Source organism: Streptomyces sp. NPDC058773, assembly GCF_042746015.1.
Classification (GTDB): Bacteria; Actinomycetota; Actinomycetes; order Streptomycetales; family Streptomycetaceae; genus Streptomyces.
Genome location: NZ_JBHYPE010000005.1, coordinates 34,394 through 50,360, shown reverse-complemented (window position 1 = coordinate 50,360; position 15,967 = coordinate 34,394). Strand labels below are relative to the sequence as shown.

The following is a 15,967-nucleotide window of genomic DNA, read 5'->3' as shown; positions in this document are numbered from 1 at the left end:
TTGACCCCGCTGGGGACGGCCCGGTATTCTACTGGTTCGTTATGCGTATTGGCTTGCTCTATCTCACGTGAGGGGCCCTTACGCCGGTTCCTGGGCCGGTAACCAGCGGCGGACGATCGGGTTGCGTCACCCGTAGTGCCGCACTGCTGCGGGACCGGTCACGGCGACCAGTACAGGACCCATTCACTTAAGAAGCGAAGGCTAAGACGTGCGTACGTTCAGCCCCAAGCCCGGCGATGTCCAGCGCCAGTGGCACATCATTGACGCGCAGGACGTTGTCCTGGGCCGTCTGGCCAGCCAGGCCGCGACCCTCCTGCGGGGTAAGCACAAGCCGGTCTACGCGCCGCACGTTGACATGGGTGACTTCGTCATCATCGTCAACGCCGACAAGGTGCACCTGTCGGGCAACAAGCGGACCCAGAAGATGGCCTACCGCCACTCCGGGTTCCCGGGTGGTCTGCGCTCGGTCCGCTACGACGAGCTGCTCGACAAGAACCCCGAGAAGGCCGTCGAGAAGGCCATCAAGGGCATGCTCCCCAAGAACACCCTCGGCCGTCAGATGCTCTCGAAGCTGAAGGTCTACGCGGGCGCCGAGCACCCGCACGCTGCGCAGCAGCCGGTCCCGTTCGAGATCACCCAGGTCGCGCAGTAAGTCCGGCCACCCCCTAAGACGACAGAGAATCTGAGGAGCATCGTGGCTGAGACCACCCCCGAGACCCCGCTGGACGAGGTCGAGGTCGAGGAGTACACCACCGAGACCGAGGTCGTGGAGTCGGAGTACACCTCCGAGTCCCTCGCGTCCCGTTTCGGCGACCCGCAGCCGGCGGCCGGCCTGGGCCGTCGCAAGAACGCCATCGCCCGCGTCCGGATCGTTCCGGGCACCGGCCAGTGGAAGATCAACGGTCGCACCCTTGAGGGCTACTTCCCCAACAAGGTGCACCAGCAGGAAGTCAACGAGCCCTTCAAGGTGCTCGAGCTCGACAACCGCTACGACGTTGTCGCCCGCATCGCCGGTGGCGGCATCTCCGGCCAGGCCGGTGCGCTGCGCCTGGGCGTGGCCCGTGCGCTGAACGAGGCGGACGTCGACAACAACCGCCCCGCGCTGAAGAAGGCCGGGTTCCTCAAGCGTGACGACCGTGCGGTCGAGCGCAAGAAGGCCGGTCTCAAGAAGGCCCGCAAGGCGCCGCAGTACAGCAAGCGTTAATCGCTCGCTGCAGCGTGCAGCATCTTGGCGAACGCCCCGGTGGCACCTCCGTGCTGCCGGGGCGTTCGGCTATCCGGGACCAGGGGCGTATACCTGGACTTAATGCTCTGGTCCAAGCTCATCTACTCGGAGGACACCAGTGGGACGACTCTTCGGCACGGACGGTGTGCGCGGTGTCGCCAATGCGGATCTGACGGCGGAGCTGGCGCTCGGTCTGTCGGTCGCTGCGGCGCATGTGCTCGCGGAAGCGGGCACATTCGAGGGTCACCGGCCGGTGGCCGTGGTCGGGCGGGACCCACGGGCCTCGGGGGAGTTCCTGGAGGCGGCGGTCGTCGCGGGCCTCGCCAGTGCCGGCGTGGACGTTCTGAGGGTCGGCGTGCTGCCCACGCCGGCGGTTGCGTATCTGACCGGCTCGCTGGGCGCTGACCTCGGTGTGATGCTCTCCGCCAGCCACAACCCGATGCCCGACAACGGCATCAAGTTCTTCGCCCGCGGCGGCCACAAGCTCGCCGACGAGCTGGAGGACCGTATTGAGCAGACCTATCGCGCGCACAGCTCCGGGGAGCCCTGGGAGCGGCCGACCGGCGCCGGCGTGGGCCGGGTCACCGTCTATGACGAGGGCTTCGACAACTATGTCGCGCACCTCGTCGGCGTGCTGCCCAACCGCCTGGACGGGCTGAAGATCGTCATCGACGGTGCGCACGGTGCGGCGGCGCGGGTCTCGCCCGAGGCGTTCGCGCGGGCCGGCGCCGATGTCATCACACTCGGCACCGACCCCGACGGCCTGAACATCAACGACGGCTGCGGCTCCACACACCTCCAGCTGCTGCGCGCCGCCGTCGTCGAGCACGGCGCCGACCTGGGCGTCGCCCACGACGGCGACGCGGACCGCTGCCTGGCCGTGGACCGCGAGGGCAACGAGATCGACGGCGACCAGATCCTGGCCGTCCTGGCGCTCGGCATGCGCGAGGCGGACGCGCTGCGCAAGAACACCGTCGTCGCCACCGTGATGTCCAACCTCGGCTTCAAGCTGGCCATGGAGCGCGCGGGCATCGACCTCGTCCAGACCGCGGTCGGTGACCGGTACGTCCTGGAGGAGATGAAGGCGCACGGCTTCGCGCTGGGCGGTGAGCAGTCCGGGCACGTCATCGTGCTGGACCACGCCACCACCGGCGACGGCACGCTGACCGGTCTGATGCTGGCCGCCCGGGTCGCCGCGACCGGCAAGACGCTGGCCGAGCTGGCGGGTGTCATGGAGCGGCTGCCGCAGATCCTGATCAACGTCCCGGACGTCGACAAGTCCCGGGTGGCGACCTCGCCCGAGGTGACCGCGGCGGTCGCCGAGGCGGAGCGGGAGCTGGGCGCCACCGGGCGGGTGCTGCTGCGGCCGTCCGGCACCGAGCCGCTGGTGCGGGTGATGGTCGAGGCCGCGGACATCGAGCAGGCCCGCGCGGTGGCCGAGCGGCTGGCGGACGCGGTCAAGTCGGCGCTGGGCTGAGCGGCTTGGGCGGCGGCCGTTGGCACAGCGGACGCTGAGCGCACCGGACCGCACCACGGGTTCCGCGGATCTGCGGCCCCGCCCCGGGTGGCCACCGTGCCGCTCCGGGGCGGGGCCGTGGTCGTGGCGGCGCCCCGTGCTGCCCGTGTGCTACCGCGCGACCGGAACGGTGCCGTGCCGGGCCCACAGGAGCTTCTGGGTGGCCAGGGTGAGGGTGCCTGCCACCACGATGCCCACCAGATTCAGCGCCAGCTGGGTGGAGGAGCCCCAGGTCTGCGCGTAGTCGCCGTAGGTGAAGGCGACGGCGGCGTTGGCGGCGGCGGGGACGGTGGTCACGGAGATGGCCACCCCCACCAGAGCACCGGATTTCGCCGAGGTCAGCGAGAGGGTGCCGGCGACACCGGCGAGGAAGGCCACCACGAACGACATCAAGTCCGGCTGCCAGATGAACGACGTGTTGGGCCGCGGTCCCTTCACCTGGTGCTTGGTGAACAACCCGACCGCGTCCATGAAGTAGCTGAACCCGCAGGTGAGAACCATGGCCACGGCGAAGCCCACGACCAGCGCCACCAGCGAGCGCCAGGCCTGCCGCGGGACACGCTGGACCAGGGCCGTGGAGATGCCCGCCAACGGGCCGAACTCGGGGCCGACCGCCATCGCGCCGACGATCAGAATGGCGTTGTCCAGGACCACACCGCAGGCCGCGATCATCGTCGCCAGGGTCAGGAACGCGAGGTAGGTGGCCGAGAGCGTCGACTCCTCGTGGGTGGCGTCGGCCAGCGACTCCCACAGCACGGCGTCCGCGCCCTCGCCGGGCGCCTCGTCCTCCGCCCGGTCGGCCCGCCGGGACACCGACAGATCGATGTGTTCGAGCGCGATCGAGCCGGTCCTGTCGAGGCCCATCTCCCGGAGCCGGGCCAGCAGTCCGTCACCGGCCTCCCGCGCGACGTCGCACAGCACGACATCGCCCCGCGGTTCACGGGCCGCCCCGTCCAGCACCACGAGATGGGTCGTCCCGACGGTCTTCTCCAGCAGCTGGAGCACCTCGTCCGTACGGTCCGTGGGGACGATCAGGCGCAGATGCAGCACAGTGTTCGCACTCCTCAGAGCTTCCGCAGCGACAGCCGCTGCACCTTGTGGTCCGGCCCCTTGCGCAGCACCAGGTTGGCGCGGCCGCGGGTCGGGGCGACATTCTGCTGGAGGTTGGGTTTGTTGACGGTGCGCCAGATCATGCGGGCGTAGTCGAGGGCCTCGTCCTCGGAGACCTGGGTGTACTTGCGGAAGTACGAGAACGGGTTCTGGAAGGCGGTCTCGCGCAGCTTGCGGAAGCGGCCGAGGTACCACTTCTCGATGTCCTCGGTGCGGGCGTCGACGTAGACGGAGAAGTCGAAGAAGTCGGCGAGCCCGAGGCGGGTGCGGCCGTCCTTGCCGGGCAGCGCCGGCTGGAGGACGTTCAGGCCCTCGACGATGAGGATGTCGGGGCGCTGCACGGTGAGCTGTTCGCCCGGCACGATGTCGTAGATCAGGTGCGAGTAGACCGGTGCGGTGACCTCCGCCCGGCCGGACTTCACATCCGCGACGAAGCGGGTCAGCGCCCGCCGGTCGTAGGACTCCGGGAAGCCCTTACGGGACATCAGGCCGCGCCGGTGCAGCTCGGCGTTGGGGAAGAGGAAGCCGTCGGTGGTGACCAGCTCGACGCGCGGATGCTCGGGCCAGCGGGCCAGCAGCGCCTGCAGCAGCCGGGCGGTGGTCGACTTCCCGACCGCCACGCTGCCCGCGACCCCGATGACGAACGGGGTTCCGGGCTGGGGGCCGCCGCCCACGTCACCGAGGAAGGTGTTCAGCGCACCGCGCAGATTGCTGGTGGCACCGACATAGAGGTTGAGGAGCCGGGACAGCGGGAGATAGACATCGCGTACCTCGTCGAGGTCGATGACATCACCCAGGCCCCGCAGCTCCTCGACCTCGTCGGCCGTCAGGGGCAGCGGGGTCTTCTCGCGCAGGGCGCTCCACTGCGCGCGCGTCAGGTCGACGTACGGGGAGCTGTCGGCGCGGCGTCGTTGCTGCGGATCGGTCGTCAAGGGCACGCGCCCATTGTGCGCAGCCGACACCCGCCGTTCATCTCGGGGTGCCCGGCCGGTGGTCCGTAGGTGGTCTTGTGGATGTCGGGGTGGGCTTGGGTGTTTCTCAGCCACCCTGTCTGTACCGGGCAGATTTTGCCCGGTACGGTCGGCGGCGGGGAAGGGCCCGGACGCCGGGCCGGGGACGAACCAGGGGGTGCAGGTGCGCACGCGTAAGGCCGGTCGGCTGCGACAGCGGCCATGGGGGAGGACCGCCGGCACGGACCCCGACGGAGCCGACGGCACCGCGGACGGCTTTGCCGCCCTGGTGCACGCCGAGCTGACCGAGGAACTGCCGGACGAGGACCTGGGCGAGGATCTCGCCGATTTCCTGGAACGCTTCGAGCCGGGCAGCGGGCCCGGCGCGGACGTGGAGGCGGACGAGGAGTCTTTGGAGGCGGTGCGGGAGGCGCAGGAGCGGATAGCGCGGGGGTACTGAGGCACCCGGGTACGTGAGCCCTGCCACGCTGTACGGGACGCGTCCCCGGAGGGCGAGGCCATCGGTCATGCTCATGACCGGAAAGAGTGAGCCTCGCAGCCCGGCCGGCTCCTCGTGAGCGCAGCGTGAAGGACTTTCAGATGACTCGGACCCGCGTGATCCATGCCTGCCTCACGGCGGCCGGTGCGGGCGTACTGGCCGTTGTGGTGCGGGTGTTGATGAGGCCCGCCGCGGCGCTGCCGCGGTGGGATCTGCTCGGCTGTCTCGCGCTGACCGTGGTGGGACTCATGGGTGCGCTGCGGTGCCTGCGGCGCGGCCCGGTTCCGCGCGCGGGGGTGGGGAGCAGCCGGTTCTGGTGGCCTGCCCGGAACTACGGGTGGTCCGTCGCCGGCCTCTGGGCGGCGGCCGTGCCCGTGGTGCTTTTCCTGTACGGGTCCCTTGCCTACTCACCCGAAGCCGCTCGGATCACCGAGGCCGGCGGCGGTATCCGAGAGGTGTCCGTCCGCAAGGTGCTCTCCGCCGAGTACGTGCGGAGGAAGAACTCCGGTTACTACGAGGTGGTCGCCCGGGTCGCCGTACCGTTCGACACCGGAACCAGGCCCGAGAGGGCAGCCTTCACCTCGGAGCACCGTACGGGGCGCGGTGACACGGTGTGGGCCCTCTTCGCGCCGGCCTCGGCGGAGCTCGGTGTGCTCGTCGACAGCGACCGGGACGACCTTCGGGCGAAGGCGGGCGGGCCCGCGCAAGGTGACGTCCTCGTCTTTGTCCTGGTGGCGGCGGGCGTGGGGCTGTGCCTGGCTGTCGTCTTCGGCGGCTTTTCCCGGGCGCCCCGGGGGCTGCGGCGTCCGCTGAAGAAGGGCTGGTGCCGCGTCGCATCTGTCACCGTGCGAAGCGTGGCGGTGGTGGAGCACCGGACCACCGGTCACCAGGGGGTGGTCTCCCGCCAGCTGAGGCCCGTGCTGAAGCTCGAAGGGGCCGACGGGGAGCGGCTGGATGTCCTGCTCGCCCCGGTGATCGATCCGCTGCACCTGTCCCGGGACATCAACGGCCTTCCCGCGCAGCTCTATTGGGGGCAACGGGCGGCAGAGCACCCCGGCCCGCTCGGGGCGCGCGCGATGGTGGTGCTGGAGGGGCAGCGGTGTCTGCGGGGTGATCTCATGGCCGGCCGGGCCTCAGACCGACCGGAGGGCACCGTCGTGCCGGCCGCCGGGTCCCTCCCCGAGGGAGACCGTCTGCGGGCGATCCGGACGTACCCGGCCTGGGACCGGGCGCTGCACGCCGAGGGGCTGTGCTGGGTGATGGCGGGGGTGCTCGCGCTAGGCGTTGTCGCCTTCGGTGTGGGGCGCTGGGTGTCGCTCGCTCTGGGCGTCGTCGCGTACGGCGTGCTGTTCATAGCGCGCATGGTGATCAACGACAGCCGTGCGCGGTATCTGAAGGGCTTCCTTCCGGATGCCGGTGCCGGTGCCGGTGTCGGTACCGGAGCTGGCACCGACACCGGAGCCGGAACCGGAGGGTGACCCCGTTCCGCCGGGGCTCACGGTGAGCGTGTGAACTCGCACCACCCACGCCATCCGGACAGGGGAGTTGGGGTGGTGGGGCCGGCTCATGGCTGCCCGGTCTGGGGCACTGGAAGGTGGGCCCACACCGTCTTGCCGGGGTCGCGTGGTCGTACGCCCCAGTTCTCGGACAGCGCGTCGACGAGGAACAGGCCGCGGCCGGAGAGGTCGTCCGGGGCGGGCTTGTGGAGTTCCGGCATCCGCCACTGGTAGGAGTCGGTCACCTCCAGGACCAGGATGCCGTTGCGGCGGCGTAAGGCCAGTTCGAAGTAGTCGCCCGTGCCCTTGGTGTGGCGGATGCTGTTGGTGGTCAGTTCGCTGGCGATGAGGACGGCGTCCTCGATGAGACCGCCGAGTTTCCAGTCGGTGAGGGTCGCTGTGACGTGCCGCCGTACGGCGGAGACGGAACGTGCGCGGACCCGGAACCTCTTGATGCATGTGCGCCCGGACATGGGTCCCCCAAGGGTGTTGGGCAGGCGAAGTTGCGGTCACAGAGTGTCTTTGGCTGGCGACATGCTGTGACGAAGGCCACGCTAGACCCGGGCTTCGGCGGAATGCAAGAAGAACGTAGTGCAAGAATTGCAGCTACGTCCCGTGTTCAAGTGGGTGGCATCTGTGGGAAGTTGCCGTGCAGACTGGGCCTGACGAAAGAGGGGGGTGGCATGCCCGCAGGTGGGAAGCCCACTGTCCACAGCCGGCGGCTCGGGCAGGCGCTCAAGCGGCTCCGGTTGGACGCGCACCTCGACCAGGAGCATGCGGCGGAAGCGGTGGTGTGTTCGACCGCAAAAATCAGTCGGATCGAGTCGGGTGCTGTCAGCGCCCGTGTCGGCGACGTACGGATGTTGCTCGACCTGTACGGGGTCGAGAGCGCGGAGGAGCGTCGGCGGCTGGAGACGCTTGCCCGTAACAGCAGCAAGCGGGGCTGGTGGCTCGACTTCGACTTCCAGGCGCCGAGCATGGAGCGCCTGGGGGACTACCTCTCGTTGGAGACGGACGCGACCTACATCCGGACCTGGCAGCCGGTCTTCATTCCTGGATTGCTTCAGACGCCTGAATACACCCGGGCGTTGACCGAGGCGAATCCGGAATCACTTGACGAAGGGGCGGCGGATGCGATTGTCACGGTCCGGCAAGAGCGTCGCCGGGTCTTCGAAAACTCCGGAGCCCGGTTCGCGGCGGTGATCTGGGAACCGGCGCTCACCAGCCCTATGCCGTCGGCTGTTGCTCATCGGGCGCAGCTCGCCCATCTGATGGAGACCGCCGAGCAGCCTCGGAAAACGATCCAGGTTTTGCCGCAGAGTGAATGGGCCGCCGCCAGGGTTGCCCCAGCCTTCGTGGCACTCTCGTACGCGAACGAAGCTGCTCCTGACGTCATCGTGCAGGACACGATGGTCACCAGTGTCATCCTCGATGGTCAGGAAGACATGGCCGGGTACGTGCATGCCTTCGACGCGCTGCGGTCCGCTGCTCTCACGCCGAGCCAAAGCATCACCTTCATCAAGAAAACCATGAACGGCATCGCCGAAGAGAAGGAAGAGGCATGAGCGGCCAGGAGATCGTCAGTCACTTCGTGGTGTCCTCGTACTCCGGGGGCGGGTCGGCCAATGAGTGCGTCGAGGTCGCACACACCGCCGGTGGCGGTCGGGCCGTGCGGGACAGTAAGGATCGTGCTGCGGGGACGCAGTTCCACGGGCCGGAGGCCTGGGGCGCCTTCCTGGGCGCGCTGAAGAGTGGCCGCCTCGGCCGCTGATCCGCCGTACGCGCGGTACGCCGCGGACCCTGCGCAGGCCCACGGCGTACCCTGCCCCCATGTGCGGAATCGTGGGATACGTGGGCGGGCAGAGCGCCCTTGATGTCGTGCTGGCCGGGCTGAAGCGGCTGGAGTACCGCGGGTACGACTCCGCGGGGGTGGCCGTGTTGGCGGACGGGGGGCTGGCGGCGGCGAAGAAGGCCGGGAAACTCGCCAATCTGGAGAAGGAGCTGGCGGACCGTCCGCTGCCGGCGGGGTCGACGGGGATCGGGCACACCCGGTGGGCCACGCACGGCGGGCCCACCGATGCGAACGCCCATCCGCATCTGGACAACGCCGGGCGGGTGTCGGTGGTGCACAACGGCATCATCGAGAACTTCGCCGCGCTGCGCGCCGAACTCACCGACCGCGGGCACGAGTTGACGTCCGAGACGGACACCGAGGCGGTGGCGCATCTGCTCGCCGAGGCCTACTCGTCCTGCGGGGAGCTGGCCGAGGCGATGCGCCAGGTGTGCCGGCGGCTGGAGGGGGCGTTCACGCTGGTCGCGGTGCATGCCGACGAGCCGGATGTGGTGGTCGGGGCGCGCCGGAACTCGCCGCTGGTGGTGGGCGTCGGGGATGGTGAGGCCTTCCTCGCGTCGGATGTGGCGGCGTTCATCGCGCATACGCGGGAGGCCGTCGAGCTGGGGCAGGACCAGGTCGTGGAGCTGCGGCGGGACGGTGTGACGGTCACCGACTTCGACGGGGCGCCCGCCGAGGTGCGGGAGTACCACGTCGACTGGGACGCCTCGGCCGCCGAGAAGGGCGGCTACGACTACTTCATGCTGAAGGAGATCGCCGAGCAGCCGAAGGCCGTCGCGGACACGCTGTTGGGGCGGATCGACGGGTCGGGGGTGCTGTCCCTGGACGAGGTGCGGATTCCGCCGGAGGTGCTGCGGGAGGTCGACAAGGTCGTCATCGTGGCCTGCGGGACGGCGTACCACGCGGGGATGATCGCCAAGTACGCGATCGAGCACTGGACGCGGATTCCGTGCGAGACCGAGCTGGCCAGCGAGTTCCGCTACCGCGATCCGATCCTGGACCGGCACACACTGGTGATCGCGATCAGCCAGTCCGGGGAGACCATGGACACGCTGATGGCGCTGCGGCACGCCCGTGAGCAGGGCGCGAAGGTGCTCGCCATCTGCAACACCAACGGGTCGACCATCCCGCGGGAGTCGGACGCGGTGCTCTACACGCACGCCGGGCCCGAGGTGGCGGTGGCGTCGACCAAGGCGTTTCTGACGCAGCTGGTGGCCTGCTATCTGGTGGCGCTGTACGTCGCGCAGGTGCGGGGCACGAAGTGGGGCGACGAGATCCGGGCCGTGGTGCGTGAACTGGCGGCCATCGGGACCCAGGTGGAACAGGTGCTGGGCACGATGGAGCCGGTGCGGGAGCTGGCGCGTTCCCTCGCCGGCAAGAACACGGTGCTGTTCCTCGGGCGGCACGTGGGCTATCCGGTGGCGCTGGAGGGCGCGCTGAAGCTCAAGGAGCTCGCGTACATGCACGCGGAGGGCTTCGCGGCCGGGGAGCTCAAGCACGGGCCGATCGCGTTGATCGAGGAGGATCTGCCGGTGGTGGTGGTCGTGCCGTCGCCGCGTGGGCGGTCGGTGCTGCACGACAAGATCGTGTCGAACATTCAGGAGATCCGGGCCCGGGGCGCGCGGACCATCGTGATCGCGGAGGAGGGGGACGAGGCGGTGGTGCCGTACGCGGACCACCTCGTACGGATTCCGCGGACGCCGGTGCTGCTGCAGCCGCTGGTGTCCACCGTCCCGCTCCAGGTCTTCGCCTGTGAGCTGGCCACCGCCCGGGGCAACGAGGTCGACCAGCCGCGCAACCTCGCCAAGTCGGTGACGGTGGAATGATCATCGGGGTCGGGATCGACGTCGCCGAGATCGACCGCTTCGGGGCGGCGCTGGAGCGGACGCCGGAGCTGGCGCGGCGGCTGTTCCTCGATGAGGAGCTGATACTCGCGAGCGGTGAACGGCGCGGCATCGCCTCCCTGGCGGCGCGGTTCGCCGCCAAGGAGGCGGTGGCCAAGGCGCTCGGGGCGCCGGGCGGGCTGCACTGGACCGATGCCGAGGTGTTCGTCGAGGACAGCGGGCAGCCGCGGCTGCGGGTCCGGGGGACGGTCGAGGCGCGGGCCGTGGAGCTGGGGGTGCGGTCGTGGCACCTCTCGCTGAGCCATGACGCCGGGGTCGCTTCCGCCGTGGTGATCGCCGAGGGGTGAGACTGGGGGCATGAGGACTGCCTACAGCGTGGAGACCGTACGGGCTGCCGAGCAGGAGCTCATGGCCCGGTTGCCCGAAGGGGCCCTGATGCAGCGGGCGGCGGCCGGACTGGCCGTCGCCTGCGCGCAGTTGCTGGGCACGGTGTACGGCAGCCGGGTGGTGCTGCTGGTGGGCAGCGGCGACAACGGCGGGGACGCGCTGTACGCGGGAGCCCGGCTGGCCCGGCGCGGGGCCGGCGTGGCGGCGGTGCTGCTGTCGCCCGAGCGGGCCCACCGAGGCGGGCTGGCCGCGCTGCGGGCGGCCGGGGGCCGGGTGTCGGACGACGCGCAGCGCGACATCGCACGGGCCGGTCTCGTCGTGGACGGCATCGTCGGGATCGGCGGACGCGGCGGACTGCGCCCGGAGGCCGCCCAACTCGCCCGGGCGGCACGGGAGTCGGCGCGGGTGCTGGCCGTCGACCTGCCCAGCGGGGTGGACGCGGACAGCGGTGAGGTGCACGGGGACGCCGTACGGGCCGATGCGACCGTGACGTTCGGGGCGTACAAGCCGGGGCTGCTGATCGATCCGGCGCGGGAACGGGCCGGGGCGCTGCGGCTGGTGGACATCGGGCTGACGCTGCCGGCGGACGCCGCGCTGGAGGCGCTGCAGCACGCGGACGTGGCGGAGCTGCTGCCGCGTCCGGTGCCGGAGAGCGACAAGTACCGGCGGGGCGTGGTCGGGGTGGTCGCCGGTTCCGCGCGGTACCCGGGGGCGGCCGTGCTGGCGGTGGCGGGGGCGCTGCGGGGCGGCGCGGGGGCCGTGCGGTACGTCGGGCCGGCCGCCGACGCGGTGCTGGCGCACTTCCCGGAGACGCTGGTGCATCCCGGGCCGCCGGACAAGGCGGGCCGGGTGCAGGCCTGGGTGATCGGGCCCGGCATCGGTGAGGAGGCGGAGGCGCTGGAGGACGTGCTCTCGGCGGACGTGCCGGTGCTGGTGGACGCGGACGGGCTGCGGTTCCTGACGCCGGAGCGGGTGCGGGCGCGTACGGCCGGGACGCTGCTGACGCCGCATGCCGGGGAGGCCGCCGCGCTGCTCGGCCGCCGGCGCGAGGAGATCGAGGCGGCGCGGCTGTCCTCGGTACGGGAGTTGGCGGCGCGGTACGGCGCCGCGGTGCTGCTCAAGGGCTCGACGACGCTGGTGGCGGAGGCGGACGGCCCGGTGCGGGTCAACCCCACCGGGACCAGCTGGCTGGCGACGGCCGGGAGCGGGGACGTGCTGTCGGGGGTGACCGGGTCGTTGCTGGCCGCGGGGCTCACGGCGCGGGACGCCGGGTCCATCGGCGCGTATCTGCACGGGCTGGCGGCCCGCCGGGCGGCCGGGCCGGCCGGCGCGCCGATCCTGGCCTCCGAGGTGGCCGCCCATCTGGGCGCCGCCTGGCGTGATGTGACGGGCTGACAGCTGACGGGGCAGCCGTTACGCCCCGCGGGGGAATGCCGCGGGCACCAGGGCGAACCTGCCGCCCGGCGGGCGGTACGGCCGCGCGCCCACGGCATGCGTGAGGTCATGAAACGCACCCTTCCGGCGCTGCTGGCCTGCGCCTCGCTCCTCGTCATCGCCGGGCCGCCCGCGGTGGCCGTGGCGCCGTCGCCCGTGGTGGCCCCGGCGGCCGTGGCGTCCCCGTCCCGGCTGCCCGCCCTGGTCCCCGGACTCCCGCGTGCGGCACGCGAGACCGTCCGGCCCCGGTACACCGAGTACGTACCGCGGTCCGAGGTGGCGCCGGCCGGCGTCCGGACGCCGCGGTGCAGCGCCGCCACCGGCCCCTACCAGCGGCTGGCGGAGGACTACCTGGGACGGCAGGTGGACGGGCGGCAGAGCACGGCGGACTGCCGGGCGATCCGGCGGTTCCAGCAGGCCCACCGCATCGCGCCGGCCACCGGCTTCGCGGGCCCGGTCACGGGGGCGACGGTGCGGATGATGCAGGCCAGGAAGGACCCCAACCGGGCCGGCCACTGCCCCGACCTCGCGCAGCGGACCGCGTGCGTCGACCTGAACCGGCAGCTGATGTGGGTGCAGCAGAGCGGCCGGGTGCTCCTCGACCCGGTGGTGATCCGCTCCGGTGCGCCGACGATGGAGACCCGCACCGGCTCGTACCGGATCTATCTGCGGCACCGGCGGCACATCTCGAACCTGTACGGCACGCGGATGCCGTACGCCCAGTTCTTCGACCGCGGGGAGGCGCTGCACGGCGTCTACGAGGACCTCTTCTCGGGGGCGGGTTCGCACGGTTGCGTCAACCTCACGATGACGGACGCGCGCAGGGCCTGGGAAGTGCTCAGTAAGGGCGACACCGTGTACGTCTGGGGGCGGAAGCCCGGCGTGTGAGCACGGTTTCCCCGCCCGTCCCCCGGGGCCCCGCGGCGTCGCCTGCGACACTGAGGGGGATGAACGAGACAGCGAAGCGCGCCCGTGCCGCCATCGACCTCGCCGCCGTGCGGTCGAATGTCCGTGCGCTGCGGGCCCGCGCACCCCGGGCAGAGCTGATGGCCGTGGTCAAGTCCGACGGCTACGGACACGGGGCGGTGCGCTGTGCGCGCGCCGCCCGTGAGGCCGGTGCCGGCTGGCTGGGCACGGCGCTGCCCGAGGAGGCGTTCGCGCTGCGTGCGGCCGGTGACACCGGGCGGCTGATGTGCTGGCTGTGGACCCCGGGCGGCCCCTGGCGCCGGGCCGTCGAGCAGGACATCGACATCTCGGTGAGCGGGCTGTGGGCGCTGCGCGAGGTGACGGCCGCGGCGAAGCGGTGCGGCCGGACCGCCCGCATCCAGCTCAAGGTCGACACCGGGCTGGGCCGCAACGGCTGCGCGCTCGCCGACTGGCCGGAGCTGACCGCCGCGTCCCGGGCCGCCGAGGCCGAGGGCGTGCTGACGGTCACCGGCGTCTGGTCGCACTTCGCCTGCGCCGACGAGCCAGGACACCCGTCGATCGCCGCCCAGCTGGCCGCCTTCCAAGAGGCGTTGAGGACGGCCGAGCGGGCCGGCCTGCGCCCCGAGGTGCGGCACATCGCCAACACCCCGGCGCTGCTCACCCTCCCCGAGGCGCACTTCGACCTGGTCCGCACCGGCATCGGCATCTACGGCATCTCGCCCAGCCCCGAGGTCGGCACCTCCCAGGAGCTGGGGCTGCGCCCCGTGATGACGCTGGAGGCCTCGCTCGCCTCGGTCAAGCGCGTCCCGGGCGGCCACGGCGTCTCGTACGGGCATCAGTACACGACGCCCGGCGAGACCACGCTCGCGCTGGTCCCGCTCGGCTACGCCGACGGCATCCCGCGGCACGCCTCCGGCACCGGCCCGGTGCTGGTCGCCGGCAAGTGGCGGACGGTCGCCGGGCGGATCGCGATGGACCAGTTCGTGGTCGACCTGGGCGGGGACAGCGCCGAGCCGGGCGACCCGGCGGTGCTCTTCGGCCCCGGGGACCGCGGTGAGCCGACCGCCGAGGACTGGGCCAGGGTGGCCGGAACCATCGGCTACGAGATCGTCACCCGGATCGGAACCCGGGTCCCGCGCGTCTACGTGGACAGCGGCATACGGAACGAAGCCGAAGGAGACAGCGCGCTCACGGGGGGTACGGCATGACCGAGGGACAGGACGCCGCCGCGGAGGCGGTCGAGACGGCCGTCGAGGCGGCCGGGAACTGGGCACGGGCGGGCCGGCACGCAGGTGTGGCCGGTGCCGCGATCGGGGTGGTCGCGGCGGGCGCCGCGGCCGGCGTGGCGATAGAGCGGATGACGGTCGGCCGCGGGATGCGCCGCCGGGCCCGGCTCGCGCTGGACGCCGCCGGTCCGTACGGCACGCTGCGCGGCACACCGGGCGCGGCGATCGCCGAGGACGGCACCGAGCTGTACTACGAGGTCGACGAGCCGGGCGTGGAGTCGGCCCGGCCGGAGAAGGACGACCGGACGGGCAAGGCCAGGAACGGCAAGGGCGGCAAGGCCGACGGGTCCGCCAAGCCGGTCCGCGGGAAGGAGGCGCGGGCCGCGCAGGAGGCCCAGGGCGGGCTGCGCAAGCGGCTGTCGGCGGCGCTGGGCCGCCGCGCCGCGGCCCCCACGGTCGTCTTCAGCCACGGCTACTGCCTCAGCCAGGACTCCTGGCACTTCCAGCGCTCCGCACTGCGCGGCACGGTCCGCACCGTCCACTGGGACCAGCGCAGCCACGGTCGCTCCTCGCGCGGCCACGGCCAGATCGACGGCACGGAACCGGTCACCATCGACCTGCTGGGCCGGGACCTGAAGGCGGTGCTGGACGCCGCCGTGCCCGAGGGGCCGATCGTGCTGGTCGGGCACTCCATGGGCGGGATGACGGTGATGGCGCTGGCCGACCAGTTCCCCGAGTACGTCGCGGAGCGGGTGGTCGGGGTGGCCCTGATCGGCACCTCGGCGGGCCGGCTCAGCGAGGTCGGCTTCGGGCTGCCGTCGCTGGGCGTCAAGGCCTTCCACTGGCTCGCGCCGAATGTGCTGAAGGCGCTGGGCTGGCAGCGGGAGATCGTCGAGCGCGGCCGGCGGGCCACCGCCGATCTGTTCGCGGGGCTGGTCAAGCGCTACTCCTTCGGGACGCCGGAGAAGGTGGACCCGGGCATCGCGCGGTTCGGCGAGCGGCTGATCGAGGCGACCCCGATCGATGTGGTCGCCGAGTTCTTCCCGGCGTTCGCGGTGCACGACAAGACCGAGGCGCTGGTCGCGTACGACGCGGTGCCCGCTCTGGTGCTCGCCGGGGAGAGCGATCTGATCACCCCGGCCGACCACAGCCGGACGATCGCCGAGGTGCTGCCCGACGCGGCGCTGGTGTGTGTCCCCGACGCCGGCCATCTGGTGATGCTGGAGCGCCCCGAGCTGGTCAATGAGCATCTGGTCTCCCTGGTGGAACGGGCGAGCGCGGCGGCCCGCAGCTCCCGGACCGCCCGCGCCTGAGCCCCCGGCCTGCCGGGCGCCGGGCCCGGCAGGCCGTCTCTCACGGTGTCCCGCGGGGTTGGCGGGCGGGAGAGACAGGCTGCCGCCGCGCAGAGGCGTCGATGAAGGGGTGGCGGCCGGGTGGCGGTCAGGGGCCGCCGCCCATCGGCGTCATTGAGGGATGTGGCCGGGGGAGGGGCAGGCCGTAC

At 71.7% G+C, this 15,967-nt stretch carries 16 protein-coding genes; 13 read left to right on the top strand and 3 right to left on the bottom strand.

Translation table 11 applies throughout. The features are described 5' to 3' along the window. Nucleotides 1-208 precede the first annotated feature (208 nt). The 3 genes from rplM (at nt 209) to glmM (ending at nt 2,702) form a co-directional block, all read left to right on the top strand. Nucleotides 209-652: a 50S ribosomal protein L13 gene (gene rplM / locus ACFW5B_RS06320; RefSeq protein WP_128507178.1), complete on the top strand. Its 444-nt coding sequence runs from the start codon at nt 209-211 to the stop codon at nt 650-652. A gap of 42 nt (nt 653-694) precedes the next feature. Further along, complete coding sequence (gene rpsI / locus ACFW5B_RS06315) at nt 695-1,204, top strand: 30S ribosomal protein S9 (RefSeq protein ID WP_386434092.1); 510 nt, start codon at nt 695-697, stop codon at nt 1,202-1,204. Nucleotides 1,205-1,343: 139 nt separating this feature from the next. Continuing rightward, the gene (gene glmM / locus ACFW5B_RS06310; protein ID WP_386434089.1) at nt 1,344-2,702 is read left to right on the top strand and encodes a phosphoglucosamine mutase; all 1,359 of its coding nucleotides are present in this window, start codon (nt 1,344-1,346) and stop codon (nt 2,700-2,702) included. Nucleotides 2,703-2,852: 150 nt separating this feature from the next. On the opposite strand, the gene ACFW5B_RS06305 is transcribed toward glmM, so the two are convergent. Beyond that, nucleotides 2,853-3,791, bottom strand: coding sequence for a DUF389 domain-containing protein (locus ACFW5B_RS06305; protein ID WP_386434086.1), 939 nt, complete (start codon nt 3,789-3,791; stop codon nt 2,853-2,855). 14 nt (nt 3,792-3,805) lie between these two features. Further along, complete coding sequence (coaA, locus tag ACFW5B_RS06300; protein WP_386434083.1) at nt 3,806-4,789, bottom strand: type I pantothenate kinase; 984 nt, start codon at nt 4,787-4,789, stop codon at nt 3,806-3,808. A gap of 196 nt (nt 4,790-4,985) precedes the next feature. Between coaA and ACFW5B_RS06295 the strand changes: the two genes are divergently transcribed. Further along, nucleotides 4,986-5,261, top strand: coding sequence for a hypothetical protein (locus ACFW5B_RS06295; protein ID WP_386434080.1), 276 nt, complete (start codon nt 4,986-4,988; stop codon nt 5,259-5,261). Nucleotides 5,262-5,401: 140 nt separating this feature from the next. After that, on the top strand, nt 5,402-6,778 hold the full coding sequence (locus tag ACFW5B_RS06290) for a hypothetical protein (protein WP_386434078.1): 1,377 nt from the start codon (nt 5,402-5,404) through the stop codon (nt 6,776-6,778). Nucleotides 6,779-6,864: 86 nt separating this feature from the next. Here the strand turns inward: ACFW5B_RS06290 and ACFW5B_RS06285 are convergent, their stop codons facing one another. Next, nucleotides 6,865-7,269 carry an ATP-binding protein gene (locus ACFW5B_RS06285; RefSeq protein WP_386434075.1) on the bottom strand — a complete coding sequence of 135 codons (405 nt, stop codon included), beginning with the start codon at nt 7,267-7,269 and terminating at the stop codon, nt 6,865-6,867. A gap of 210 nt (nt 7,270-7,479) precedes the next feature. Here ACFW5B_RS06285 and ACFW5B_RS06280 point away from each other — a divergent pair, with 210 nt between their 5' ends. From ACFW5B_RS06280 to ACFW5B_RS06245, 8 genes are all read left to right on the top strand, one after another. Beyond that, nucleotides 7,480-8,361, top strand: coding sequence for a helix-turn-helix domain-containing protein (locus ACFW5B_RS06280; protein ID WP_386434072.1), 882 nt, complete (start codon nt 7,480-7,482; stop codon nt 8,359-8,361). Next, the gene (locus tag ACFW5B_RS06275) at nt 8,358-8,567 is read left to right on the top strand and encodes a DUF397 domain-containing protein (RefSeq protein WP_386434069.1); all 210 of its coding nucleotides are present in this window, start codon (nt 8,358-8,360) and stop codon (nt 8,565-8,567) included. Before ACFW5B_RS06280 ends, ACFW5B_RS06275 begins: the two co-directional genes overlap by 4 nt. 59 nt (nt 8,568-8,626) lie before the next feature. Beyond that, on the top strand, nt 8,627-10,474 hold the full coding sequence (gene glmS, locus ACFW5B_RS06270; protein WP_386434066.1) for a glutamine--fructose-6-phosphate transaminase (isomerizing): 1,848 nt from the start codon (nt 8,627-8,629) through the stop codon (nt 10,472-10,474). Beyond that, nucleotides 10,471-10,839 (top strand): holo-ACP synthase, encoded by a 369-nt coding sequence (locus ACFW5B_RS06265; protein ID WP_386434063.1) that lies wholly within the window; start codon nt 10,471-10,473, stop codon nt 10,837-10,839. The genes glmS and ACFW5B_RS06265 overlap by 4 nt, the downstream gene beginning before the upstream one ends. Before the next feature lie 10 nt (nt 10,840-10,849). After that, entirely contained in the window at nt 10,850-12,274 is a 1,425-nt protein-coding gene (locus ACFW5B_RS06260; RefSeq protein ID WP_386434060.1) for an NAD(P)H-hydrate dehydratase, read from the top strand. A gap of 108 nt (nt 12,275-12,382) precedes the next feature. Next, nucleotides 12,383-13,201 carry a L,D-transpeptidase family protein gene (locus tag ACFW5B_RS06255; RefSeq protein WP_386434058.1) on the top strand — a complete coding sequence of 273 codons (819 nt, stop codon included), beginning with the start codon at nt 12,383-12,385 and terminating at the stop codon, nt 13,199-13,201. Between the two features lie 59 nt (nt 13,202-13,260). Continuing rightward, complete coding sequence (gene alr, locus ACFW5B_RS06250; protein ID WP_386434055.1) at nt 13,261-14,448, top strand: alanine racemase; 1,188 nt, start codon at nt 13,261-13,263, stop codon at nt 14,446-14,448. Further along, nucleotides 14,445-15,779: an alpha/beta fold hydrolase gene (locus ACFW5B_RS06245; protein ID WP_386434052.1), complete on the top strand. Its 1,335-nt coding sequence runs from the start codon at nt 14,445-14,447 to the stop codon at nt 15,777-15,779. The genes alr and ACFW5B_RS06245 overlap by 4 nt, the downstream gene beginning before the upstream one ends. The last annotated feature ends 188 nt before the right edge of the window (nt 15,780-15,967 follow it).